This is a genomic window from Providencia sp. PROV150 (assembly GCF_028481025.1).
GTDB classification, from domain to species: domain Bacteria; phylum Pseudomonadota; class Gammaproteobacteria; order Enterobacterales; family Enterobacteriaceae; genus Providencia; species Providencia hangzhouensis.
In genome coordinates this window covers 1-22,922 of record NZ_JAMPPJ010000031.1, presented here as the reverse complement: position 1 = coordinate 22,922, position 22,922 = coordinate 1, and the positions used below count along the sequence as shown (strand labels likewise).

Sequence of the window (22,922 nt, the reverse complement as noted above, 5' to 3'; positions counted from 1 at the left end):
ACCTATCAGTAAATCATGAGGTATTTATAATGGAAATTCGTCAACCAATTCACAGTGAGCATGCAAAAACACTTGATACAGAAGGCTTACGCAAACAGTTCCTGATCGAGAACTTGTTCCGTGAAGGGGAAATGAATCTCACTTATAGCCATATCGACCGCATTATTGTGGGTGGCATTGTTCCAACACAAAAGCCACTCGCTCTAATGGCAGGAAAAGCATTAGGCGTTGAGTTCTTTCTTGAGCGTCGTGAGCTGGGTGCAATTAATATTGGGGGCGCAGGTCAAGTTATCGTTGATGGCCAATCCTATGATATCGCACCAAAAGAAGCTATTTATATTGGTATGGGAGCCAAATCTGTCGAGTTTATCAGTACTGATGCGATTACCCCTGCACGTTTTTATATGAACTGTGCACCTGCACACCATACCTACCCAACACGCAAAATTACTATCGAACAAGCTTCACCAGAAAAATTAGGTAATGTAGAGAATTGTAACGTTCGTACCATCTATAAATTCTTACACCCATCTATTTTACCAACCTGCCAATTATCAATGGGCATGACAGTACTCGAGCCCGGTAGCTTATGGAATACCATGCCATGCCATACCCATGAACGTCGCATGGAAGTGTATCTATATTTCAATATGAAAGAAGACAACGTTGTTTTCCATTATATGGGTGAGCCTTCGGAAACACGCCACATTGTTGTTCGTAATGAACAAGCCGTCATTAGCCCAAGTTGGTCTATTCACTCAGGCGTGGGAACTGCTGCTTATACATTTATTTGGGGAATGGTTGGGGAAAATCAGGTGTTCCACGATATGGATCATGTCGCCATGAAAGATCTGAAATAACCCTTTTATCTTTTTTAACATAATAAAAAACGATGTGGCAGTACTGCCACATCGTAAGTGAGGTACAGATGAACTTATTTGATTTAACAGGAAAAGTTGCGATTGTCACTGGATGTAATACTGGTTTAGGTCAAGGAATGGCAATTGGTTTAGCACAAGCAGGCGCAGATATTGTTGGAGTTGGCATCCAAGATGCTCCTGATACACGCGCTCAAGTCGAAGCTTTAGGCCGTAAGTTTCACTACATTATTATGAATTTAATGGAACAAGACGGGTTACAAACTTTGGTTGATGATGCGGTATCCGCCATGGGCCATATTGATATCCTTGTCAATAATGCGGGTATTATTCGCCGTGAAGACTTATTAGAGTTTAGTGAAAAAGATTGGGACGATGTGATTAATATTAATCAAAAAACCTTATTCTTTTTATCTCAACGTGTTGCACGCCAATTCGTGAAGCAAGGTAATGGTGGGAAAATTATTAATATTGCCTCAATGCTCTCGTTCCAAGGTGGTATTCGGGTTCCATCTTACACTGCAAGTAAGTCAGCCGTCATGGGGCTCACTCGTGCTCTCGCTACTGAGCTTTCCCAATACAACATTAATGTGAATGCGATTGCCCCAGGTTACATGGCAACAGACAACACGGCAGCACTGCGCGCTGATGCGGATCGCAACGCAGCTATCTTAGAGCGCATTCCTGCGGGCCGTTGGGGAACTCCTGAGGATTTAGCAGGGCCAGCCATCTTTTTAGCCTCCAAAGCAAGTGACTATATTAATGGTTATACCATTGCTGTTGATGGTGGCTGGTTAGCTCGCTAACCCATCTGGAGAAAATAATGGAACAATCATCATTACCAAAACTATTACAACGTAATACGGTTTTAGATGATATGAAACGGGTTTACCGTTATCAATCAAAAAACCAAGTACGCAGTGTACTTCGTCGTAGTGGCAAAACCCGTTTTATTAAAGATACGGACTGGGAACGTGGTGTTCTGTGGTCTTGTGTTGCTGCTGCATGGCAAGCAACACAGGATAACGAATATCTCGCTGGTGTATTGGATTACACATTACATACTGGATTTCGTACAGGACCTAACCCACGTTTTGCCGATGACCATGTCTGTACTCAAGCCTATTTAGCTGTAAGTTCGCAATTTGATCATCCAGAAGTCCTTGAACCCACTATTAATGCATTCAACCTTATGTTAGTAGAGCCAAAACCAGGTCGAGAAGACTGGTGGTGGTGTGATGCACTCTTCATGGCTCCCCCTGCTTTTGCCGCGTTATCAGCTAAAACAAATGACAATCGCTACTTAGACTACATGCATACCGCTTATTGGGATGCGATAGAACATTTGCGTGATCCTGAAACTGGCTTAATTTATCGCGATTATCGCTACATTCCTGATGGCAAGGGTGGTGAATTACGTGAAAAAAATGGTGAAAAAGTATTTTGGAGCCGAGGTATTGGTTGGGTCATTGCGTCTATCCCACGTATTTTACAATCGTTACCTAAAGAGTTCCCTGCCCGCCAGCAATATGTAAATTTATTTACCGAGCTAATGGAAACTGTCATTCAATACCAACAAGAAGATGGTTTCTGGCGCACTAGTTTACTTGATCCCCAAAGCTTCCCTGCCCCTGAAAGTAGTGCCACTGCATTATTTTGCTATGGATTAGCGTGGGGCTTAAACCAAGGTTTACTGGAAGAAGCACGCTACCTGCCTCTGCTCGAAAAATCATGGTGTGCACTACAAAACTGTATTCACCCCAATGGAATGCTAGGTTGGGTACAGCTTCCGGCGTTCAACCCACGAGATGTCAAATATGACCATAATATGGATTATGGAGCTGGAGCCTATTTATTAGCAGCAAGTGAAGTTATTAAACTCAAAATTTAATTCATTACAACCCGATTTACCATTGCTCAAATTGTCATTTCATTACTTTCTTTTGGCCAATTTATTGGCCATTTTTCTTGTTTTTCAGTATTTATTCTTTTCTCTTCTTTGCAAACCGGCAATAAAAAACCCACGATCACTCGTGGGCAAATATATATTTATATGAAAATGATATTACCAAGTATATTGAATACCCACACGGAATCGTGTTTGACGGTCACTTGAAAACCTATTTTCTTTCACATTGCCCACTTCAACAAATGGGCGCCATAACGCACCATCATCTGCTTTAATATCATAACGAAGGCGAACGTTGTGTTGATAATCGAATTTTTTATCATTGTAAAGAGGTTGAGCGTTGTCAGCCATTTCCCACATTAAATCCAATTGATACTGTAAATCTAAGTTACCCCATTTGTAACCTATCCAGCTATCAAACTCTTGGATTTTAGAGTGATAATTACTGCCATTTTCTCCTACTTGACCATAATCCCACACTTTCCATTTATAACGGCCTTGTAAACGAATACCATTATCGAATGTATAATTTAAACGGACATAAGGAACATAAACTAAACCTAATTTATCGAAATCAAGAGAAGCACCGACAAGCCCCACTAAATTTGGATTCAATTTTGTATAATAAAAAGCTGAAAATTCCGAACCATCAATTTTCATTGCGTCATAAGCACCATCTTTATTTCCATAGCGTGCATCTAACTCAAATCCAATATTTTTCCCTGTATCCAAAAAAGCTTTAATTCTATCTCCGCTTTTCCCTGATGCATCTAAATATTGATGACGATATTCAATTGTTGTTTTATAGTTATTTGCGAGAGCATATTGTGATGAAATTGAAAATAACACTGCACTAGCAATAATTAATTTTTTCATTATCTTTATTCCAAAGCTGTGTACTATTTAAGCACGAGGATAGTGATTCCCTGTTTTATTAGAGAATAATATTTTCATTTTTTTTAATTAATGCCACCTAGTTTATTAGGTGGCAAAAAATGATTTATTTAACTTCACAAGCTGAAACTTTTTTATTTAATTTATTTGTTGTTGCTGTAATAAACTCTGTTGGTCTCCAAGAATCACCGGTTTTTTCTAACCACGGTATAAGCTCTTCTTTAATTAATTTATCAATAATGGGTTTGTTCTCATCTGCCACATTTTTCATTTGATAAGGATCATTTACATTATCATAAAGCGTATATTTCAGTGGTTGCCCATCCTGACGGTCAATAACCAATGTATGCGTTTTCGTTCTCACGCCACGTTTACCAAACGAAGGTTCACCATACGGAATAAATAAATAAAGTTGAGAGTTAGCGACTTCCCCCTCACCAGTGACTACACGTTCAGCTAAATTACTTCCTTCAACTGAACCAGGGATCCATTGCTCTAACCCCAACAAACCTAGAATCGTTGGGTAGATATCCGGCGCTGACATTAATGCATCATCTTGCCCTGGTTGAATTTTACCCGGTAACCGAAACATCATCGGAACACGCATCGACTCATCATAAGGGTTATTTTTTGTCGGCTGGCCATTTGCGCCAAGACAACTACCATGATCAGAGAAAAAAACAACCAATGTATTATCCGCAAGACCTTGTTTTTCAAGCTCATCAACGATGCGACCAAATTGTTCATCAACGCCGTTTACCATCGCCAGATATTCTTTGAAATATTGAGGTCCATAGCCTTCTTGGTATTCCACATCCCATTTAACATTTGGCCGAGTATTTAACTCTTGCGAGGTTTTTCCTTTATAGGCATCGAGATACTTTTGTGGAACTTGGTCATACGGTGAATGCGGAGGGTTCATAGAAACAACCAGCGCAAATGGCTTGGTATTATCACGGTACTGCCCATTTTTATTTTGTAAGAATTTTATGGCCATATCCGCTTCGTGCTCTGGTCCCCATTGGTCTACATAAATCGGTTTTTCCCGTGGTGTATTATTGGCCCAATACATCGGTTTCATATGCAGATCATATGTGCCGTAGGAGTACCAAAAATCAAAGCCATGGCGGCGGTTTGGAGCAGCCCATTCATTCCAATAACGACCTTCCATTGGGTTATTATAGCTTTCAATAAAAGGTGCATATGGCGCATCTAAATGCCATTTACCAATATACCCCGTGCTGTAATCCAATGATTTCAAAACATCAGACCAACAATTGGCATAAGGTGATAAATCAATCCCTACCTTTCCACCATAATCATGTGCGTTGCCTGTAATACCGTTACGAACAGGATATTGCCCAGTCATAAACATGCCACGGAATGGGGAACATAATGGGTAATTGGATGCCATCTGCGTCATGACTTTCGCTTGTTTGGCAAACTTATTTAAATTAGGGGTAATTGACGGATCTTCTCCCATAAATTGTAATGCGTGGGCACGCATCTCATCAGGGAATACTATCAATAAGTTAGGGGCGTTATCGGGTCGGTAAGGCTTAACATTTGAAGGTTTTCCATCATTGGCTAAAATGGGACTAGAAACCGACATTGCTGCACCGCTGGCTGCTAATCCTTTTATAAAGGTTCTGCGCGAAACAGTCATTGCTTCATCCTCTTTTGTTTACGTTTTCTTTCGTTTTTGATTAATACATATTATTTATACTTTTGCATAATATCAAAAAGTAAGTGATCGAAAATATCAAAATTCAAGTGGAGATCACAAAAAGTAATCAATTCGTAGAAAATAAGTCAATTTCCCCACAATAAAGATATGATGCAAACTTATGACAATCAAAATTAACATACTGATTTTTAATAAAAATAAATAATTCAGAGATGCTGAGCACAGAAGTAAAATTTTGCTTGAAAATTACATATCAAATGACGAAGAAATACCTGCCAGTAAATCTTCATTTGCTTTCAATGTAAAAAAGTAGAGGTAATACGAAACAAGACAAAAGAAAATTTTTATCACCATCCTGCAAAAAACAGTCAGTATAAAATTGATTCAATTATCTAAATGAAAGGCAAAGAAATAAAATATCAAAATATGATTTTAAGCATTCATTCCATCTAATTTTCTATTAATTTTGCTAATTAAAAATTTTTATTTCTAGGAAAAATTATCTTTTGAACATCTAACAGCAATATATATTAATTAAATTTAAGATAGGATAAGTTTAAAATAAGGTGTTAAATAAAAAACACATTACGAAAGAATATTCTTACGATTTAATATCAATAATTTAACAATATTATTTAAGACGAAAAATAAGGCAGGAGTAAAGTCGCCCATTTTAATTCATTATTCGAATAATGCCACTATTAATTATCAATTTTATATTCTCACTAGCATTTCTTAGAAAAATTCAACAGGTCTGATATTCAGAATATCTTTAATTGTGATACAAGAATAATACTGTGAAATGAAATTACAGCCACAGATATAACTAATGTAAAACGCATTCTATAAGATGCTGGGGAATAAAAAGAATGAATATTGTTGAGCGGTTTATTTCTTATACCAAAATTAACACCACCACTGATAGGGAAAAGGGTGCGGCAGGAATTATGCCTTCCTCAGAAGGACAACGCGTCCTTGCGAAACAGCTGGTCCAAGAGTTAGAAGCTCTGGGCGTTGAAGATATTAAGCTGCGTGACACAGCTATTGTCACCGCAACTTTGCCTTCCAATCTTGATTATGATGTCCCAACCGTCGCTTTCTTCGGCCATTTAGACACTAGCGCAGAACAAACCAATGATACTAAAGCACAAATTTTGCCATACACCGGTGAAGATTTATGCATGAATAAAGAACTTAATATTTATCTACGTAAGAGTGAGTTCCCTGAATTAGTGAATTACATTGGTGATGACATAATTGTCACTGATGGAACTAGCCTATTAGGTGCTGACGATAAAGCGGCAATTGCCTCTATCATGGATATGCTGCAATACTTTAAGCAAAATCAAGAAATTAAGCACGGCACCATTAAAATTGGTTTCGTTCCAGATGAAGAGCAAGGCCTCCGTGGCGCAAAAGTCTTTGATGTTAAAGAGTTTGGTGCTGATTTTGCCTATACTTTGGACTGCTGCGGTATCGGTGAACTGGTGTATGAAAACTGGAACGCAGGTGATGCCGAAATCATCTTTACGGGTAAATCGGCTCATCCAATGTCCGCAAAAGGCAAACTGGTTAACTCATTATTAATGGCACAAAAATTTATTGCCATGTTACCGGGTGGTGAAGCTCCTGAGTATACCGATGGACGCGAAGGCTATTATTGGGTGAAACAAATGTCAGGTAACAGCGCCCGTACTGTTTTAAAAATGGATGTGCGTGATTTTACCGAAGACGGCTATCGCAAACGTATGGCTTTCTTAAAACAATTAGCAGAGAGCTGCGAAAGCCTTTGGGGAAGCGAAAGTGTTGTTTGTAAGCTATCAGACCGCTACTCTAACGTTTACAATAGCCTACAAGGTGATAACCGTTACCCTATTGATATTGCCGTTGATGCCTACCAAGCTTGTGGTATCACTCCAAAAGTCATTCCTATGCGTGGGGGTTATGATGGAGCTGCATTATCGCAAAATGGATTGCCTTGCCCTAATATCTTCACAGGCGCACATAACTTCCATTCAATCTATGAATATTTACCCGTTAAATCCCTACATGCCGCCAGCGATGTATTAAAACAAGTGGTACAAATCACCGCAGAACGCTTCAAACCAGGAGCTAAAGCATGATCCCAATTCTAACGGTTCTGATTATCGTTGTTTTGGTTGCGCGATTTATTTTGAAGGGGTACAAAGCTGAGCCAGTACTATTAATCGCTGGCTTAGTATTGATGATATTCACCCTAGCCCTTGGTTGGGGTCCTATCCTCCCTAAAAATGTCGCCACCACCGGTATCACTTGGCTCGACCCATTTGAAGTCATGCGAGATTTATTCAGTAGCCGCGCAGCGGATCTCGGTTTAATGATCATGGCATTGATGGGCTTTGCGCACTATATGGACCATATCGGTGCCAATGAAGCGGTAGTACGTGTTGCAACTAAGCCACTGAAAAATATGCGTTCCCCTTATGTACTGCTATTTTTCTCTTTCTTGCTGGCGAGTATCTTGCAGTTAGCTATCCCATCAGCAACAGGCTTAGCCGTATTATTAATGGGAACCATGTTCCCAATTATGATTGGTTTGGGATTATCACCTGCTTCTGCGGCTGGGGTTATCGCAACTTCTCTTGGGGTGGCTTATACACCAACCGCGATTGATGCCATTCGTGGTGCGAAAGCGGTCGATATGTCTGTCGTTGAGTATGTGCTTTACTATCAAGGGCCAGCGGCATTAGCCACTGTATTGGTCGTCGGTATTACCCATATTTTCTGGCAACGTCACTGTGACCGAAAACAAGGTTTCGTACCTGAAATTGGTAAAGCCGTTCAGTCACATGAAAAAGAAGAAATTACTAAGTCAGTTCCTGGATATTATGCACTTCTTCCTATGCTCCCCATTATTATGGCAGTAGGAACGTCCAATTTGTTCTTTTCCGGTATTCACTTAGATGTTGTGACTATCGTGCTGATTGCGATGGCCATTTGCATGGTGATTGAAACACTTCGCGTACGTAATTTTAAAGCGGTTTGTAATGGCTTCCAAACATTTCTAAATGGTATGGGTCATGCATTCAGTAATGTGGTCGGCTTATTGGTTGCCGCTGGAGTGTTCGCTCATGGTATTAAAGTCAGTGGAGCAATTGACCAACTGATTTTAGGTGCTGAATCCGTCGGCTTGCCACCATTTGCCATGGCGATTGTGTTCGCACTCGTCACACTTGCCGCTGCTATTATTATGGGTTCAGGTAATGCGCCATTCCTCGCGTTCGTTGAGTTAATTCCACAAATTGCACATAGTATGGGCGTTAACCCTATTGCAATGATTTTACCAATGCAACAAGCCTCACACATGGGCCGAGGTATGTCCCCAGTCGCGGGGGTAATCATTGCCGTATCCAGTGGTGCAAAACTGCAGCCATTTGATGTGGTAAAACGAACCGCCGTGCCGCTGATGGTAGGTTTTGTGGCTCACTGTGCGATCATTGGTATTTTTTACTAATTACTATATTTACCATTCACATAATTAAAGCGGGAAATATTCCCGCTTTTACTTTTTCTAGCAAACCAATTCTAATGTTTACACTGACAATCTGAGTGGTCATCATGCTTGGGATCAGGGCAGCAAGAATCTATGGTCTTTTTTATAATATCAGACAATGTATTCACAGTATTTATAATGAGTGGCAAGTTTTCACAGACAGAATCACACTCTGAAAGCCTTCGATCTGGTTTGGCTGGTGGTATTAAGCTATCACATAATATTTCCTGTAAAACCAACGAGAAATTTGCAATCCCTGTGGTGTAAATGTACGCACGTCCGTCGGTTTCTTTGGCTAGTCGTTCATACTCCCTCGTCACGTTATCTCTATCAGCAAGAGTCGGAAAACGATCTAGATTTGTTGGGCTATCATCCGGTGTACCTTGGTAGGTATACACCTTAATTCCTCTTTCTTGAGCGACAGATATGGCTTCATTATTTTTTGCAATCGCAGCACGAGTAAGAATTCCACCGCCACCTTCCATCCCTTCATCACCCAGCACAAAAATAGCCCTACGCGCATCATCTCGCCAATCAAAGTGTTTACTAATATCAATAACCGCACGACATAAATCTTCTTTATTTCCAGCATGATCTCGTCCATCGGATTCTTTAAACGGTAATCTTGCTTGTAGATCCCTTTCGTTCGCACCGATCTTAATTAAATATTCACTGGCAGATTGATCAAACTTCGTATTTGCCCAAGTCCCTTCGATACCTAAAAATGTCGCCCGAAGGTGAGATGGACACTTTGCTGATGCCGCCTCAATCGTCGCATCAATCTGTTTACTTAAATCCCCTGCCTCATCAGACATTGAGCCACTAGTATCAATAACAACAACTAAATCTAATGCAATTTGCCCGTTTCCCGTCACTATCTGAGATGTATTTATGGCCCCTAATGAGTCTGATAATATTCCATGATAAGCCGAGAGATTAGCTTGATTCACATCAACCTGTTCATTTGTCTTTTTTTTATCCATCGCATATTCCTTTTATTTATTCCTATTAAATAATTTAAAAATAATTTTTATTACCGTTTATTTTTAGCCAAGCAATTTATTATTCATTTTTTTTACTGCTGGATATATTTTAAAAATAGAAATACGCGTTACATATTCAGATAAACCTAAGACATAAAAAAAGCCAGTACCTTTCGGCACTGGCTTTTGTCAGGCGTTTTACAGTGAAATCAGAAATTAGTTCTGGTTGTCACTGCTAAAACCTGCATTTAACAGCTCAGCTAAGTTTGCTGTTGCTTCGTCTGCACTGACTTGTGGTGCATCCACAACGTCGTTCAGATGACGGCGGCGGATACGGTCTTGGTGATACGCAAAACCAGTACCTGCTGGGATCAGGCGTCCAACAATTACGTTTTCTTTCAGACCACGTAATTCGTCACGTTTACCCGCAACTGCGGCTTCAGTCAGTACGCGTGTCGTTTCTTGGAACGATGCTGCTGAGATAAAGGATTCTGTTGCCAGAGATGCCTTAGTAATACCCAACAGATCACGAGCAAAGTTCGCTGGAATTTTGCCTTCTTGTTCCAGTTTACGGTTAGAAACTTTAACACGTGAGTACTCGACTTGTTCACCTTCGAGGAATTCAGAACTTCCTGCATCCGCGATAGTCACTTTACGCAGCATCTGACGAACGATAACTTCAATGTGTTTATCGTTAATCTTAACGCCTTGTAAGCGGTAAACTTCCTGAACCTCATTAGTGATATAACGCGTAACAGCATGGACACCACGCAGACGCAGAATATCGTGTGGAGATTCTGGACCATCGGAAACCACGTCACCACGTTCAACGATCTCACCTTCGAACACGTTGAGTTGACGCCATTTAGGGATCATCTCTTCGTACGGATCGCTACCATCTAATGGTGTGATAACCAGACGACGTTTCCCTTTGGTTTCTTTACCAAACGAGATAATACCGCTGATTTCAGCCAAGATTGCAGGCTCTTTCGGACGACGTGCTTCGAACAAGTCAGCTACGCGTGGTAGACCACCCGTGATATCTTTAGTACCCACAGATTCTTGTGGAATACGCGCTAAGGTATCACCGACGTTGATTGCGATGCCATCATCTAACTGAACAATTGCTTTACCCGGTAAGAAGTACTGAGCAGGCATGTCCGTGTTAGGAATAAGAACATCGTTACCATTTGCGTCAATAACACGTAGTGCAGGACGCAGGTCTTTACCACCACTGGTACGTTCCGCAGTATCCAGAACAACGATTGAAGACAGACCGGTTAATTCGTCAGTCTGACGCGTCATTGTTTGGCCATCAAGCATGTCAGAGAAGCTGATAATACCCGATACTTCACTGACGACTGGCATTGTATGTGGATCCCAGTTCGCAACAGTTTCACCGCCCGTTACTGCATCGCCATCGCCTTTCGTCAAGTGCGCACCGTAAGGGACTTTATAGCTTTCTTTCGTACGACCGAATTCATCAATCAGACGCAGTTCTGTATTACGTGAAGTAATAACCAGTTTGCCTTCTGAGTTCGTAACGAATTTAGCGTTAACCAGTTTCAGGGTACCTGTGTTACGGACTTGAATGCTAGATTCTGCCGCCGCACGAGATGCCGCACCCCCGATGTGGAACGTACGCATCGTTAACTGTGTACCCGGCTCACCGATTGACTGTGCCGCGATAACCCCGATAGCTTCACCTTTATTGATGATATGACCACGAGCAAGGTCACGACCATAACAGTGAGCACACACACCGAAGTCAGTTTCACAACTTACAACTGAACGAACTTTAACGCTGTCGACTGAGTTAGCTTCTAACAGGTCACACAGTTTTTCGTGCAGTAATGTATTACGTGGAACCAGAATGTCTGCCGTTCCTGGGATCAGGATATCTTCTGCAGTCACACGACCCAATACACGCTCACGCAGTGGTTCTTTAACGTCGCCACCCTCGATAACCGGAGTCATCAGGATACCTTCATGAGTTCCACAGTCGTCTTCAGTCACAACCAAGTCCTGTGCAACGTCAACTAAACGACGAGTCAGATAACCGGAGTTCGCTGTTTTCAATGCGGTATCGGCAAGACCTTTACGCGCACCGTGCGTAGAGATAAAGTACTGAAGAACGTTCAGACCTTCACGGAAGTTTGCCGTGATTGGTGTTTCGATGATCGAGCCATCTGGCTTAGCCATCAGACCACGCATACCTGCTAGCTGACGAATCTGAGCTGCAGAACCACGAGCACCGGAGTCGGCCATCATAAAGATACTGTTGAAAGAAACTTGTTGTTCTTCGACGCCATCACGGTTAATAACCGCTTCAGTCGACAAGTTTTCCATCATCGCTTTAGCAACACGTTCGTTTGCTGCTGCCCAGATATCGATAACTTTGTTGTAACGTTCGCCTGCTGTTACCAGACCAGACTGGAACTGTTCCTGAATTTCTGCAACTTCAGCTTCTGCTTCGGCGATGATCCCAGCTTTTTTCTCTGGAATAACCATATCGTCGATACCAACTGATGCACCAGAACGTGCCGCATAGGCAAAACCGGTATACATGATTTGGTCAGCAAAAATAACAGTAGGCTTCAGGCCCAGAACACGGTAACAGGTGTTCAGCATTTTGGAGATAGCTTTCTTACCTAACGCTTGGTTTACCAGAGCATAAGGCAGACCTTTCGGTACGATCATCCATAAAATTGCACGACCAACAGTGGTGTCAACTAAACCAGTGTTGATTGTAATGTTACCTTCCGAATCTTTTACTTCTTCAGTGATACGGACTTTAACGCGGGCATGCAGTGACGCATGACCTGAACGGTAAACACGCTCAGCTTCTTTAGGACCGGCTAATACCATGCCCTCGCCTTTCGCGTTTACGCAGTCACGTGTCATGTAGTAAAGACCCAATACAACGTCCTGAGAAGGAACGATGATCGGCTCACCACTTGCAGGTGACAGGATGTTGTTGGTTGACATCATCAACGCACGTGCTTCTAACTGAGCTTCCAGAGTCAGAGGAACGTGTACCGCCATTTGGTCTCCATCGAAGTCGGCGTTATATGCCGCACAAACGAGTGGGTGCAATTGGATAGCTTTACCTTCGATAAGAATAGGTTCGAAAGCTTGGATACCCAGACGGTGAAGTGTTGGTGCACGGTTCAACATGACTGGGTGTTCACGGATGACTTCATCCAAGATATCCCAAACAACCGCTTCTTCGCGCTCAACCATTTTCTTCGCAGCTTTAATGGTTGTAGCCAGACCACGTAATTCTAATTTGCCATAGATAAATGGTTTGAATAACTCAAGAGCCATTTTCTTCGGCAGACCGCACTGATGCAGGCGCAGGTATGGACCTACGGTGATAACAGAACGACCTGAGTAGTCAACACGCTTACCAAGTAAGTTCTGACGGAAACGACCTTGTTTACCTTTGATCATATCTGCCAAAGATTTCAGAGGACGTTTGTTAGAACCAGTGATTGCGCGACCACGACGACCGTTATCTAACAGGGCGTCAACCGCTTCTTGCAGCATACGTTTTTCGTTACGTACGATGATGTCTGGCGCAGCCAGATCCAGAAGACGTTTCAGACGGTTATTACGGTTGATTACGCGACGATACAGATCGTTCAGATCTGATGTTGCGAAACGACCACCATCCAGTGGAACTAATGGACGCAGATCCGGTGGTAATACTGGTAATACGTTTAAGATCATCCACTCTGGTTTGTTACCAGATTGAATGAATGCTTCCAGCAGTTTGATACGCTTGGTCAGCTTCTTACGCTTAGTTTCAGAGTTAGTTTCATTTAACTCTTCGCGCAGCGTTTCACACTCGTTCTCAAGATCGAGGTTTTTCAGCAGGCCTTGGATTGCTTCCGCACCCATTTTCGCATCAAATTCGTCACCGAACTCTTCCAACGCATCTAAATATTGCTCTTCTGTCAGAATCTGTGCACGCTCAAGGCTAGTCATACCGCCTTCAACAACCACATATGATTCAAAGTACAGAACGCGTTCGATATCACGCAGTGGCATATCAAGCAGCAAACCGATACGGGATGGCAGTGATTTTAAGAACCAAATGTGTGCAGTCGGAGATGCAAGTTCAATGTGACCCATGCGCTCACGACGGACTTTGGTCTGTGTAACTTCAACGCCACACTTCTCACAAATCACACCACGGTGTTTTAAACGTTTGTACTTACCGCACAGACATTCGTAGTCTTTTACTGGCCCGAAAATACGCGCACAGAAAAGACCATCACGTTCAGGTTTGAACGTACGGTAGTTAATGGTTTCTGGCTTTTTAACTTCACCGAATGACCATGAACGGATCATATCAGGTGATGCCAGAGCAATCTTGATAGCATCAAACTCTTCGGTCTTGGTTTGCGCTTTCAGAAACTTTATTAAGTCTTTCACAAAATGCTCCTGTCGGAGTTAGACCTGTCAGGTGAGTGTTCAAAGACACTCTCCCCAAATCCCAGTGCTTACATGTGCCGGAAAGCAAGCTTTCCGGCATAAAACGAATTACTCGTCTTCCAGCTCGATGTTGATACCCAGTGAACGGATTTCTTTCAGCAATACGTTGAAAGATTCCGGCATACCAGGTTCCATCTGATGGCTACCATCGACGATGTTTTTATACATCTTCGTACGGCCGTTAACGTCATCCGATTTAACTGTAAGCATTTCTTGAAGAGTATAGGCTGCACCGTATGCTTCCAGTGCCCACACTTCCATCTCCCCGAAACGCTGACCACCGAACTGCGCTTTACCACCCAGCGGTTGCTGAGTAACCAAGCTGTAAGAACCTGTTGAACGGGCATGCATCTTATCGTCAACCAAGTGGTTCAGTTTCAGCATGTACATGTAGCCGACAGTAACTTGACGCTCAAAACGCTCGCCAGTACGACCATCGAATAATGTAATCTGACCTGAAGTCGGCAGACCGCCCAGTTTCAGCAGTTCTTTGATTTCTTTCTCTTTCGCACCATCAAATACTGGTGTTGCAATTGGCATACCTTTTTTCAGGTTCTCAGCCAAACGCATAACTTCTTCGTCAGTGAAAGTGTTCAAATCAACTTTCTGGCGTGGATCATCACCTAAATCGTATGCTTTTTGGATAAACTCACGCAGTTTGGCAACTTCTTCTTGCTGTTTAAGCATAGCATTGATTTTCTCACCAATACCTTTCGCTGCCATCCCTAAGTGGGTTTCCAAAATCTGACCGATGTTCATACGTGATGGTACGCCCAGCGGGTTCAGAACGATATCAACTGGGTTACCGTTTTCATCGTAAGGCATGTCTTCAACTGGGTTGATTTTTGAGATAACACCTTTGTTACCATGGCGACCCGCCATTTTATCACCCGGTTGGATCTGACGTTTAACAGCCAGATAAACCTTAACAATTTTCAGTACACCCGGTGCTAAGTCATCACCTTGAGTAATTTTACGACGTTTTGCATCGAGTTTTTTCTCGAACTCAGATTTCAGTTCGTCATACTGTTCAGCTAATTGCTCTAACTGGTTTTGCTTCTCTTCGTCTGCTAAAGATAACTCTAACCAACGGTCGCGAGGCAGTTTGTCCAGTTTTTCAGCTTCAATTCCGCCGTTAACCAGTACAGAACGGATACGTGCAAACAGGCCAGCTTCGAAAATACGCAGCTCTTCTGTTAAGTCTTTCTTCGCATCACGTAACTGAGTTTCTTCGATCTCTAATGCACGTTTGTCTTTCTCTACACCGTCACGGGTAAATACTTGTACGTCAATAACCGTACCAGATACACCGTTAGGAACACGTAAAGAAGAGTCTTTAACGTCTGATGCTTTTTCACCGAAGATAGCACGTAACAGTTTCTCTTCTGGAGTCAGTTGAGTTTCACCTTTAGGTGTTACTTTACCAACCAGAATGTCGCCGCCTTTCACTTCCGCACCAATATACACGATACCGGATTCGTCAAGTTTAGACAGAGCAGCTTCACCGACGTTTGGAATATCTGCAGTGATTTCTTCAGGCCCTAATTTAGTGTCACGAGACACACAAGAGAGCTCTTGAATATGAATAGTTGTAAAACGGTCTTCTTGAACAACACGCTCAGAAACTAAGATGGAGTCTTCGAAGTTATAACCATTCCATGGCATGAATGCCACGCGCATGTTTTGACCAAGTGCTAATTCGCCGAGGTCTGTTGAAGGACCATCCGCTAACACGTCACCACGTTCAACAGGTTCACCTAAAGATACACAAGGCATCTGGCTAATACAGGTGTTCTGGTTAGAACGAGTATATTTAGTCAGGTTATAAATATCGATTCCAGCTTCGCCTGGGTACATCTCATCTTCGTTAACTTTGATAACGATACGAGAAGCATCAACGTACTGAACCGAACCACCACGTCTTGCAACAGCAGTAACACCAGAGTCAACCGCTACTGCACGTTCCATACCTGTACCAACTAATGGTTTGTCGGCACGTAAAGTAGGAACCGCTTGACGTTGCATGTTCGCACCCATCAATGCACGGTTGGCGTCATCGTGTTCAAGGAATGGGATCAGTGACGCACCAACAGAAACAACCTGTTGAGTCGAAACGTCCATATATTCAACCTGTTCACGGCTGAATAAGCTTGATTCACCTTTGTTACGGCAAGTAATCAGTTCTTCAACAAAGCTACCATCATCACCTAAAACGGTGTTTGCCTGAGCAATGATGAAGTTACCTTCTTCAATTGCAGACAAATAATGGATTTCGTCTGTTACTAAGCCATCGCGGACTAAACGGTATGGGGTTTCTAAGAAACCGTACTCATTGGTCTGTGCATAAACAGATAATGAGTTGATCAGACCGATGTTTGGACCTTCAGGCGTTTCGATTGGACAAACGCGACCGTAGTGAGTTGGGTGAACGTCACGTACTTCGAAGCCCGCACGCTCACGAGTCAGACCACCTGGGCCTAACGCAGAGATACGACGCTTGTGCGTAATTTCAGACAGCGGGTTGTTCTGGTCCATAAATTGGGACAGCTGGCTGGAACCAAAGAACTCTTTAACTGCGGCTGAAATTGGTTTCGCGTTGATCATATCTTGTGGCATTAATGCATCGAGGTCGCCCAGAGAAAGACGCTCTTTCACTGCACGCTCAACACGAACCAGACCGACACGGAATTGGTTCTCTGCCATTTCACCAACGGAACGAATACGACGGTTACCTAAGTGGTCGATATCATCCACTTCGCCTTTACCATTACGGATATCGATGAGTTTACGCATAACATCAATGATGTCTTCTTCACTCAGGATACCTGAACCTTCGATTTCTTCGCGGTTCAGTGAACGGTTGAACTTCATGCGACCTACTGCAGACAAGTCGTAACGATCTTCAGAGAAGAATAAGTTATCGAACAGGTTTTCAGCGGCTTCACGGGTTGGCGGCTCACCAGGACGCATCATGCGGTAGATTTCTACCAATGCACTCAGACGATCGTTAGTTGGGTCGACACGAACGGTTTCAGAAATGTAAGCACCGTGGTCTAAGTCATTGGTAAACAATGTTTCGATTGTTTTATGACCAGACTGGCTCAGACGTGCCAACATATCTAAAGAAAGTTCCATGTTCGCTGCACAAATCAGCTCACCGGTACTTTCATCAATATAGTCTCTAGCAACGACTTTACCTGCGATATATTCAACAGGAACTTCGATGCTATTCACTTCTTCTTTTTCTAACTGACGAATGTGACGTGCAGTGATACGGCGGCCTTTTTCTACATAGACTTTACCGTTCGCTTCGATATCAAATGAAGCTGTCTCACCACGTAAACGCTCAGGAACCAGCGTCATCATCAGTTTATTATCACGGATTTGGAATACAGTTTTTTCGAAGAACAGATTTAAGATTTCTTCGGTATTGTAATCCATTGCACGCAGAATAATGGTCGCAGGTAATTTACGGCGACGGTCAATACGTACAAACAGGTTATCTTTCGGGTCAAATTCGAAATCAAGCCATGAACCACGGTAAGGGATAATACGTGCGTTATATAGCACTTTACCTGAAGAGTGTGTTTTACCTTTATCGCTGTCGAAGAATACACCAGGACTACGGTGTAACTGAGAAACGATGACACGCTCAGTACCGTTGATAACGAAAGTTCCGTTTTCAGTCATGAGTGGAATTTCACCCATGTAGACTTCTTGTTCTTTGATGTCTTTAACAGTTCCTTCCGGTGCTTCACGCTCATAAACGATGAGACGCAATTTCACACGTAAAGGCGCAGAGTAAGTTACACCGCGAATTTGACATTCTTTAACATCAAAAACAGGCTCGCCTAAACGATAGCTGACATATTGTAATTCAGCATTACCGCTGTAGCTCTGAATTGGAAACACAGAACGGAAAGCTGCTTCCAGCCCATTCTGGCCATCTGGATCTTGCTCGATAAACTTCTGGAACGAGTCAAGTTGGATAGAAAGGAGATAAGGTATGTCCAAAACTTGTGGACGCTTACCAAAGTCCTTACGGATACGTTTTTTCTCGGTATAGGAGTAAACCATAGGTTTCCTCAGCTCGTTGATCAGTGACCCAAGTGGTTAGCTCTTAGTATAAGAGACTGAACCGCAACGCGTTTTTTTATAAGAAACGGAAAATGAATACTTTCCTTAATACTCATTGCTATTACTCTTAAATCATTTCATTGCGTTGCCATTGCTACCGAGCTACCCGAGCGGGTCGTAGCGAAGAACACAGTATATTAAGTCGTCAATAGAAAGAAGTATTGGAGGGTTGTTGTTAACATTAAAACTGCGTGAAAAGCTGTTAACACCCATCACGCTTTACAGCGCAAAAAGGCTGGTGATTAAAAAAATCACCAGCCGTCAGCCTAATTAGATTAGGCTGCGTTCTTGCAATTGAACTTATTTAAGTTCAACAGAAGCGCCTGCTTCTTCAAGAGATTTTTTCAGAGCTTCAGCTTCGTCTTTGCTCGCGCCTTCTTTGATGGTCGCTGGAGCAGACTCTACCATATCTTTAGCTTCTTTCAGGCCAAGACCGGTTGCGCCACGAACTGCTTTGATAACTGCAACTTTGTTACCGCCAACAGCTGACAGTACAACGTCGAATTCAGTTTTTTCTTCAGCAGCTTCAGCTGGGCCCGCAGCAACAGCAACAGCTGCAGCAGCAGAAACGCCGAATTTTTCTTCCATCATAGTAATCAGTTCAACAACGTCCATTACAGACATTTCTGCAACTGCATCAAGGATTTGGTCTTTAGTGATAGACATAACAAGTGTTCCTAAAATTCAGAAATAGTTTATACGTTAAAAAGCAACGAAGGAAAGGGCTTATGCAGCTTCTTTCTGATCGCGCAGAGCAGCCAGAGTACGAACCAATTTGCCGGCAGCGGCTTCTTTCATGGTTGACATCAGGCGTGCGATTGCTTCATCGTAAGTTGGGAGAGTTGCCAGACGATCGATATCTTTCGCTTGGATTAACTCACCTTCAAAGGCCGCAGCTTTAATCTCAAATGCTGGATTCGCTTTCGCGAACTCTTTGAACAGACGAGCGCCAGCGCCCGGGTGTTCGTTAGAGAAAGCAATTAAGGTTGGACCGACAAACACGTCTTTCAGTACATCGTAAGAAGTACCTTCAACAGCACGACGGATCAGTGTGTTACGAACAACACGGATATAAACGCCTGCTTCGCGACCTGCTTTACGCAGTTCAGTCATTTTTGCTACAGTTACGCCGCGTGAATCAGCAACAACTGCAGAAAGCGCGCCTTTGGCTACTTCGCTGACTTCAGCAACAATCGCTTGTTTGTCTTGAAGATTTAGTGCCATTAGCTTCTTGCTCCTGGATTAACCGGGAAAACCCGGGACTCACATCACTCAAACACAACATTATGTAAGAGCGCTAAAACACGGTGAGCAGAATAGAATCCAGAATTAAATTCTAGGTATCTCTGTCACCGTCTACGCAGGTAAATTAAGTAGCTATTATAACTAATAAACCACACCTGCGGTCTTGGACGGGGTCTGGAAAGGCCAGACTCCATACCGAAATTCGTGGTTTGTTGGATACATTTTGTGTACCCAACAAACTCAAGGCGTCAAATTTTATACAAATTTGACGCAAAGGTAAAGCCTAATTACCAATTAGCCGAAGCTATAGCAATTAAACTGTCGCTGACAGACCAGCTTGGTCAACAGCAACACCTGCACCCATAGTGGTGGACAGGCTAACTTTCTTGATGAAAACACCTTTAGCAGAAGCTGGTTTTGCTTTTTTCAGCGCGATCAGCAGTGCTTCTAAGTTTTCTTTCAGTTTGTTAGCGTCGAAATCAACTTTACCGATAGTGGTGTGGATGATTCCGTTTTTGTCATTACGGTAACGAACCTGACCTGCTTTAGCATTGTTAACTGCTTCAGCAACGTTTGGAGTTACAGTACCAACTTTCGGGTTTGGCATCAGACCACGTGGGCCTAAAACTTGACCTAATTGGCCAACAACGCGCATTGCATCTGGAGAAGCAATAACAACGTCAAAGTCCATTTCGCCAGCTTTGATTTTATCAGCCAGATCTTCCATACCTACCAGTTCAGCACCTGCAGCTTTAGCAGCTTCAGCGTTTGCACCTTGTGCGAACACAGCAACGCGAACTGAACGGCCAGTACCGTGTGGCAGTACAGTTGCACCGCGAACGTTTTGGTCAGATTTACGAGCATCGATGCCCAGGTTGATAGCTACGTCAACGCTTTCTACGAATTTAGCAGTTGCTAATTCTTTCAGCAGTGCAACGGCTTCATTGATGTCATACTGTTTAGTTGCATCAACTTTTTCACGGATATTGCGCATGCGCTTAGTCAGTTTAGCCATTGTCTTAGTCCTCCACTACCAGGCCCATGGAACGAGCAGTACCTTCAATTGAACGCATCATTGCGTCAACATCAGCACCAGTCATGTCCGCAGCTTTAGTTTCAGCGATTTCGCGAATCTGAGCAGAGGTCACTTTACCAACTTTGTCTTTGTTCGGCTTACCTGAACCAGACTTAACGCCAGCTGCTTTTTTCAGCAGAACTGCTGCAGGTGGAGTTTTGGTAACGAAAGTGAAAGAACGGTCTGCGTAAACAGTAATAACAACAGGAATTGGTAAACCTTTTTCCAGGCTGTCTGTTTTTGCGTTGAACGCTTTACAGAATTCCATGATGTTAACACCTTGTTGACCCAGTGCTGGACCAACCGGTGGACTTGGGTTCGCCATACCAGCTGCAACTTGCAGCTTAACGTAGGCTTGAACTTTCTTAGCCATGATATTTCCTCTAGATGGGTGATAGCGCCTTACGGTTTGCAAGGCTCCCCGTTACATTAAACATGCCCCGCACATTAATTTGCGCCGAACATAAAAACAAAAGGCGCGAAATTGTAGTCAAATTTCACGCCTTTTGCAAGTCAGTTTTGTCGTTTAGATTAGGCTTTTTCTACCTGACCAAAATCCAATTCGACTGGAGTTGCACGACCAAAGATAGAAACAGAAACCTTCAAGCGGCTCTTTTCATAATCAATTTCTTCAACCACACCGTTAAAGTCAGCAAACGGACCTTCGCTAACACGAACCATTTCACCCGGTTCAAACAGTGTTTTCGGACGTGGTTTATCACCAACTTGTTGTAAGCGGTTCATGATAGCATCAACTTCTTTATCGCTAATTGGCGCTGGACGATCTGACGTCCCGCCAATGAACCCCATTACACGCGGTACACTACGCACTAAGTGCCAAGAGTCATCATTCATGACCATTTGGACTAAGACATAGCCTGGGAAGAATTTACGTTCACTCTTACGGCGCTGACCGCTACGGATTTCAACAACTTCTTCTGTTGGAACCATAACTTCGCCAAAAGAATCTTCCATAGCATGTAATTTGATATGTTCACGTAAAGATTGTGCTACGCGACCTTCAAAACCAGAGAATGCCTGAATGACATACCAGCGCTTTTTAGGTGAATCGGACATTTAGAATAACCTCAGGCTTGTAATAAATGAAACTAAACGCACCAGGATACCATCTAGTCCCCACAGTATTAATGACATTACAGCCGTTACTGCAGCAACAATTAAAGTAGTTTGTAATGTTTCCTGGCGAGTAGGCCAAATGACTTTTCTCATCTCGACGCGAGCTTCGCGTGCAAACGCCAGTGTTGCTTTACCTTTTGTGGTCCATAAAGCGACAGCACCTGCAATAGCGACAACAGCCACAACTGCAAAAGCACGCAGCGCGAGATTATATTGACGGAAGTAATAATTACCAACAATAGCAATTATTAATAAGGCACAGACAATGACCCACTTGAAGATGTCTGCACTGCGTCCACTTCCTTGAGCTTCGCTATTCGCACTCATAATTCAACCTGTTACCATGAAGTATGTACAAAGCTTGCTTGTTTACAAAGGTAAGACAACCAAGCCAAACCAATAGAATATGCCAACATATCCCTCAATTACTACAAACTAAGCCTGCAAAAATTTGATAGGGATATCAATAGCATCACCTGCGATCTAAAAAGTAATTAGCCTTGTTAATGGAGGTAATTAGCGTTATTCGTTCTGCAAAAATAACAAGTTGCAGTAACATTTTATTTCGCAAGTACTACGTGTACGTCAGTACTATCACTTTACAAGTGCTACCCATTTCACAAGTGCTATTCCATTTTGCAGGAATTTCAGCATGCCCAGTAAATTTTTTAACTACACCAATCAAGAAAGTGACTTTCTTTTTGTGGCAGCAGTAAAATATACCATATCTTCCGAGCAAAACCTTAATAAATCTCATATAACTGCGCAAAGTAGCCCGCACAGTTATCAATTCGTTGTTTCAGAGCCTATCTCACCAATAATTATACAAATGATTGATGAGATAGGTTCTTAATTTTGCAACGTCTGAATTTTGCAACGTATAAAAAGGACGTCTATTAGACGCCCTTTTTTACTAAGTGGTTCTTTCTTATTCAGAAAGAGCGG

17 protein-coding genes are annotated in these 22,922 nt (G+C 42.6%); 6 read left to right on the top strand and 11 right to left on the bottom strand.

Annotated features, from left to right (window positions below; genetic code table 11):
- Positions 1–29: 29 nt before the first annotated feature.
- The 3 genes from kduI to PSE83_RS18745 all read left to right on the top strand — a co-directional run bounded on the left by kduI (position 30) and on the right by PSE83_RS18745 (position 2,769).
- Positions 30–860 (top strand): 5-dehydro-4-deoxy-D-glucuronate isomerase, encoded by an 831-nt coding sequence (gene kduI / locus PSE83_RS18755; protein ID WP_096865042.1) that lies wholly within the window; start codon positions 30–32, stop codon positions 858–860.
- A 68-nt stretch (positions 861–928) separates the two neighbouring features.
- Complete coding sequence (gene kduD, locus PSE83_RS18750) at positions 929–1,684, top strand: 2-dehydro-3-deoxy-D-gluconate 5-dehydrogenase KduD (RefSeq protein WP_036958862.1); 756 nt, start codon at positions 929–931, stop codon at positions 1,682–1,684.
- A gap of 17 nt (positions 1,685–1,701) precedes the next feature.
- Positions 1,702–2,769, top strand: a complete 1,068-nt coding sequence (locus tag PSE83_RS18745; protein WP_004264422.1) for a glycoside hydrolase family 88/105 protein — start codon at positions 1,702–1,704, stop codon at positions 2,767–2,769.
- 174 nt (positions 2,770–2,943) lie between these two features.
- On the opposite strand, the gene PSE83_RS18740 is transcribed toward PSE83_RS18745, so the two are convergent.
- Both PSE83_RS18740 and PSE83_RS18735 read right to left on the bottom strand, forming a co-directional pair.
- Positions 2,944–3,663 (bottom strand): oligogalacturonate-specific porin KdgM family protein, encoded by a 720-nt coding sequence (locus PSE83_RS18740; RefSeq protein WP_004264412.1) that lies wholly within the window; start codon positions 3,661–3,663, stop codon positions 2,944–2,946.
- 124 nt (positions 3,664–3,787) lie between these two features.
- Complete coding sequence (locus PSE83_RS18735) at positions 3,788–5,347, bottom strand: sulfatase-like hydrolase/transferase (RefSeq protein WP_094962838.1); 1,560 nt, start codon at positions 5,345–5,347, stop codon at positions 3,788–3,790.
- Positions 5,348–6,237: 890 nt separating this feature from the next.
- Here PSE83_RS18735 and pepT point away from each other — a divergent pair.
- On the top strand, positions 6,238–7,491 hold the full coding sequence (gene pepT, locus PSE83_RS18730) for a peptidase T (protein ID WP_196725485.1): 1,254 nt from the start codon (positions 6,238–6,240) through the stop codon (positions 7,489–7,491).
- Positions 7,488–8,861 (top strand): C4-dicarboxylate transporter DcuC, encoded by a 1,374-nt coding sequence (dcuC, locus tag PSE83_RS18725; RefSeq protein WP_004264398.1) that lies wholly within the window; start codon positions 7,488–7,490, stop codon positions 8,859–8,861. The genes pepT and dcuC overlap by 4 nt, the downstream gene beginning before the upstream one ends.
- Positions 8,862–8,932: 71 nt before the next feature.
- On the opposite strand, the gene PSE83_RS18720 is transcribed toward dcuC, so the two are convergent.
- The 9 genes from PSE83_RS18720 to secE form a co-directional block, all read right to left on the bottom strand.
- Positions 8,933–9,883, bottom strand: a complete 951-nt coding sequence (locus PSE83_RS18720) for a hypothetical protein (protein ID WP_004264394.1) — start codon at positions 9,881–9,883, stop codon at positions 8,933–8,935.
- Positions 9,884–10,099: 216 nt separating this feature from the next.
- Positions 10,100–14,323, bottom strand: a complete 4,224-nt coding sequence (gene rpoC, locus PSE83_RS18715) for a DNA-directed RNA polymerase subunit beta' (RefSeq protein WP_004264390.1) — start codon at positions 14,321–14,323, stop codon at positions 10,100–10,102.
- Positions 14,324–14,431: 108 nt separating this feature from the next.
- Complete coding sequence (gene rpoB / locus PSE83_RS18710) at positions 14,432–18,460, bottom strand: DNA-directed RNA polymerase subunit beta (RefSeq protein ID WP_004264386.1); 4,029 nt, start codon at positions 18,458–18,460, stop codon at positions 14,432–14,434.
- Between the two features lie 360 nt (positions 18,461–18,820).
- A complete protein-coding gene (gene rplL, locus PSE83_RS18705) occupies positions 18,821–19,186 on the bottom strand; it encodes a 50S ribosomal protein L7/L12 (RefSeq protein WP_004264384.1) in 366 nt (121 codons plus the stop codon).
- A 60-nt stretch (positions 19,187–19,246) separates the two neighbouring features.
- On the bottom strand, positions 19,247–19,744 hold the full coding sequence (rplJ, locus tag PSE83_RS18700; RefSeq protein WP_004264381.1) for a 50S ribosomal protein L10: 498 nt from the start codon (positions 19,742–19,744) through the stop codon (positions 19,247–19,249).
- 334 nt (positions 19,745–20,078) lie between these two features.
- A complete protein-coding gene (gene rplA, locus PSE83_RS18695; RefSeq protein WP_004264380.1) occupies positions 20,079–20,780 on the bottom strand; it encodes a 50S ribosomal protein L1 in 702 nt (233 codons plus the stop codon).
- Between the two features lie 4 nt (positions 20,781–20,784).
- The gene (rplK, locus tag PSE83_RS18690) at positions 20,785–21,213 is read right to left on the bottom strand and encodes a 50S ribosomal protein L11 (protein ID WP_004264379.1); all 429 of its coding nucleotides are present in this window, start codon (positions 21,211–21,213) and stop codon (positions 20,785–20,787) included.
- A gap of 158 nt (positions 21,214–21,371) precedes the next feature.
- The gene (gene nusG, locus PSE83_RS18685; RefSeq protein ID WP_004264378.1) at positions 21,372–21,917 is read right to left on the bottom strand and encodes a transcription termination/antitermination protein NusG; all 546 of its coding nucleotides are present in this window, start codon (positions 21,915–21,917) and stop codon (positions 21,372–21,374) included.
- A complete protein-coding gene (secE, locus tag PSE83_RS18680; protein ID WP_004265885.1) occupies positions 21,918–22,304 on the bottom strand; it encodes a preprotein translocase subunit SecE in 387 nt (128 codons plus the stop codon).
- A gap of 325 nt (positions 22,305–22,629) precedes the next feature.
- Here secE and PSE83_RS18675 point away from each other — a divergent pair, with 325 nt between their 5' ends.
- Complete coding sequence (locus PSE83_RS18675; protein ID WP_036958857.1) at positions 22,630–22,830, top strand: hypothetical protein; 201 nt, start codon at positions 22,630–22,632, stop codon at positions 22,828–22,830.
- The last annotated feature ends 92 nt before the right edge of the window (positions 22,831–22,922 follow it).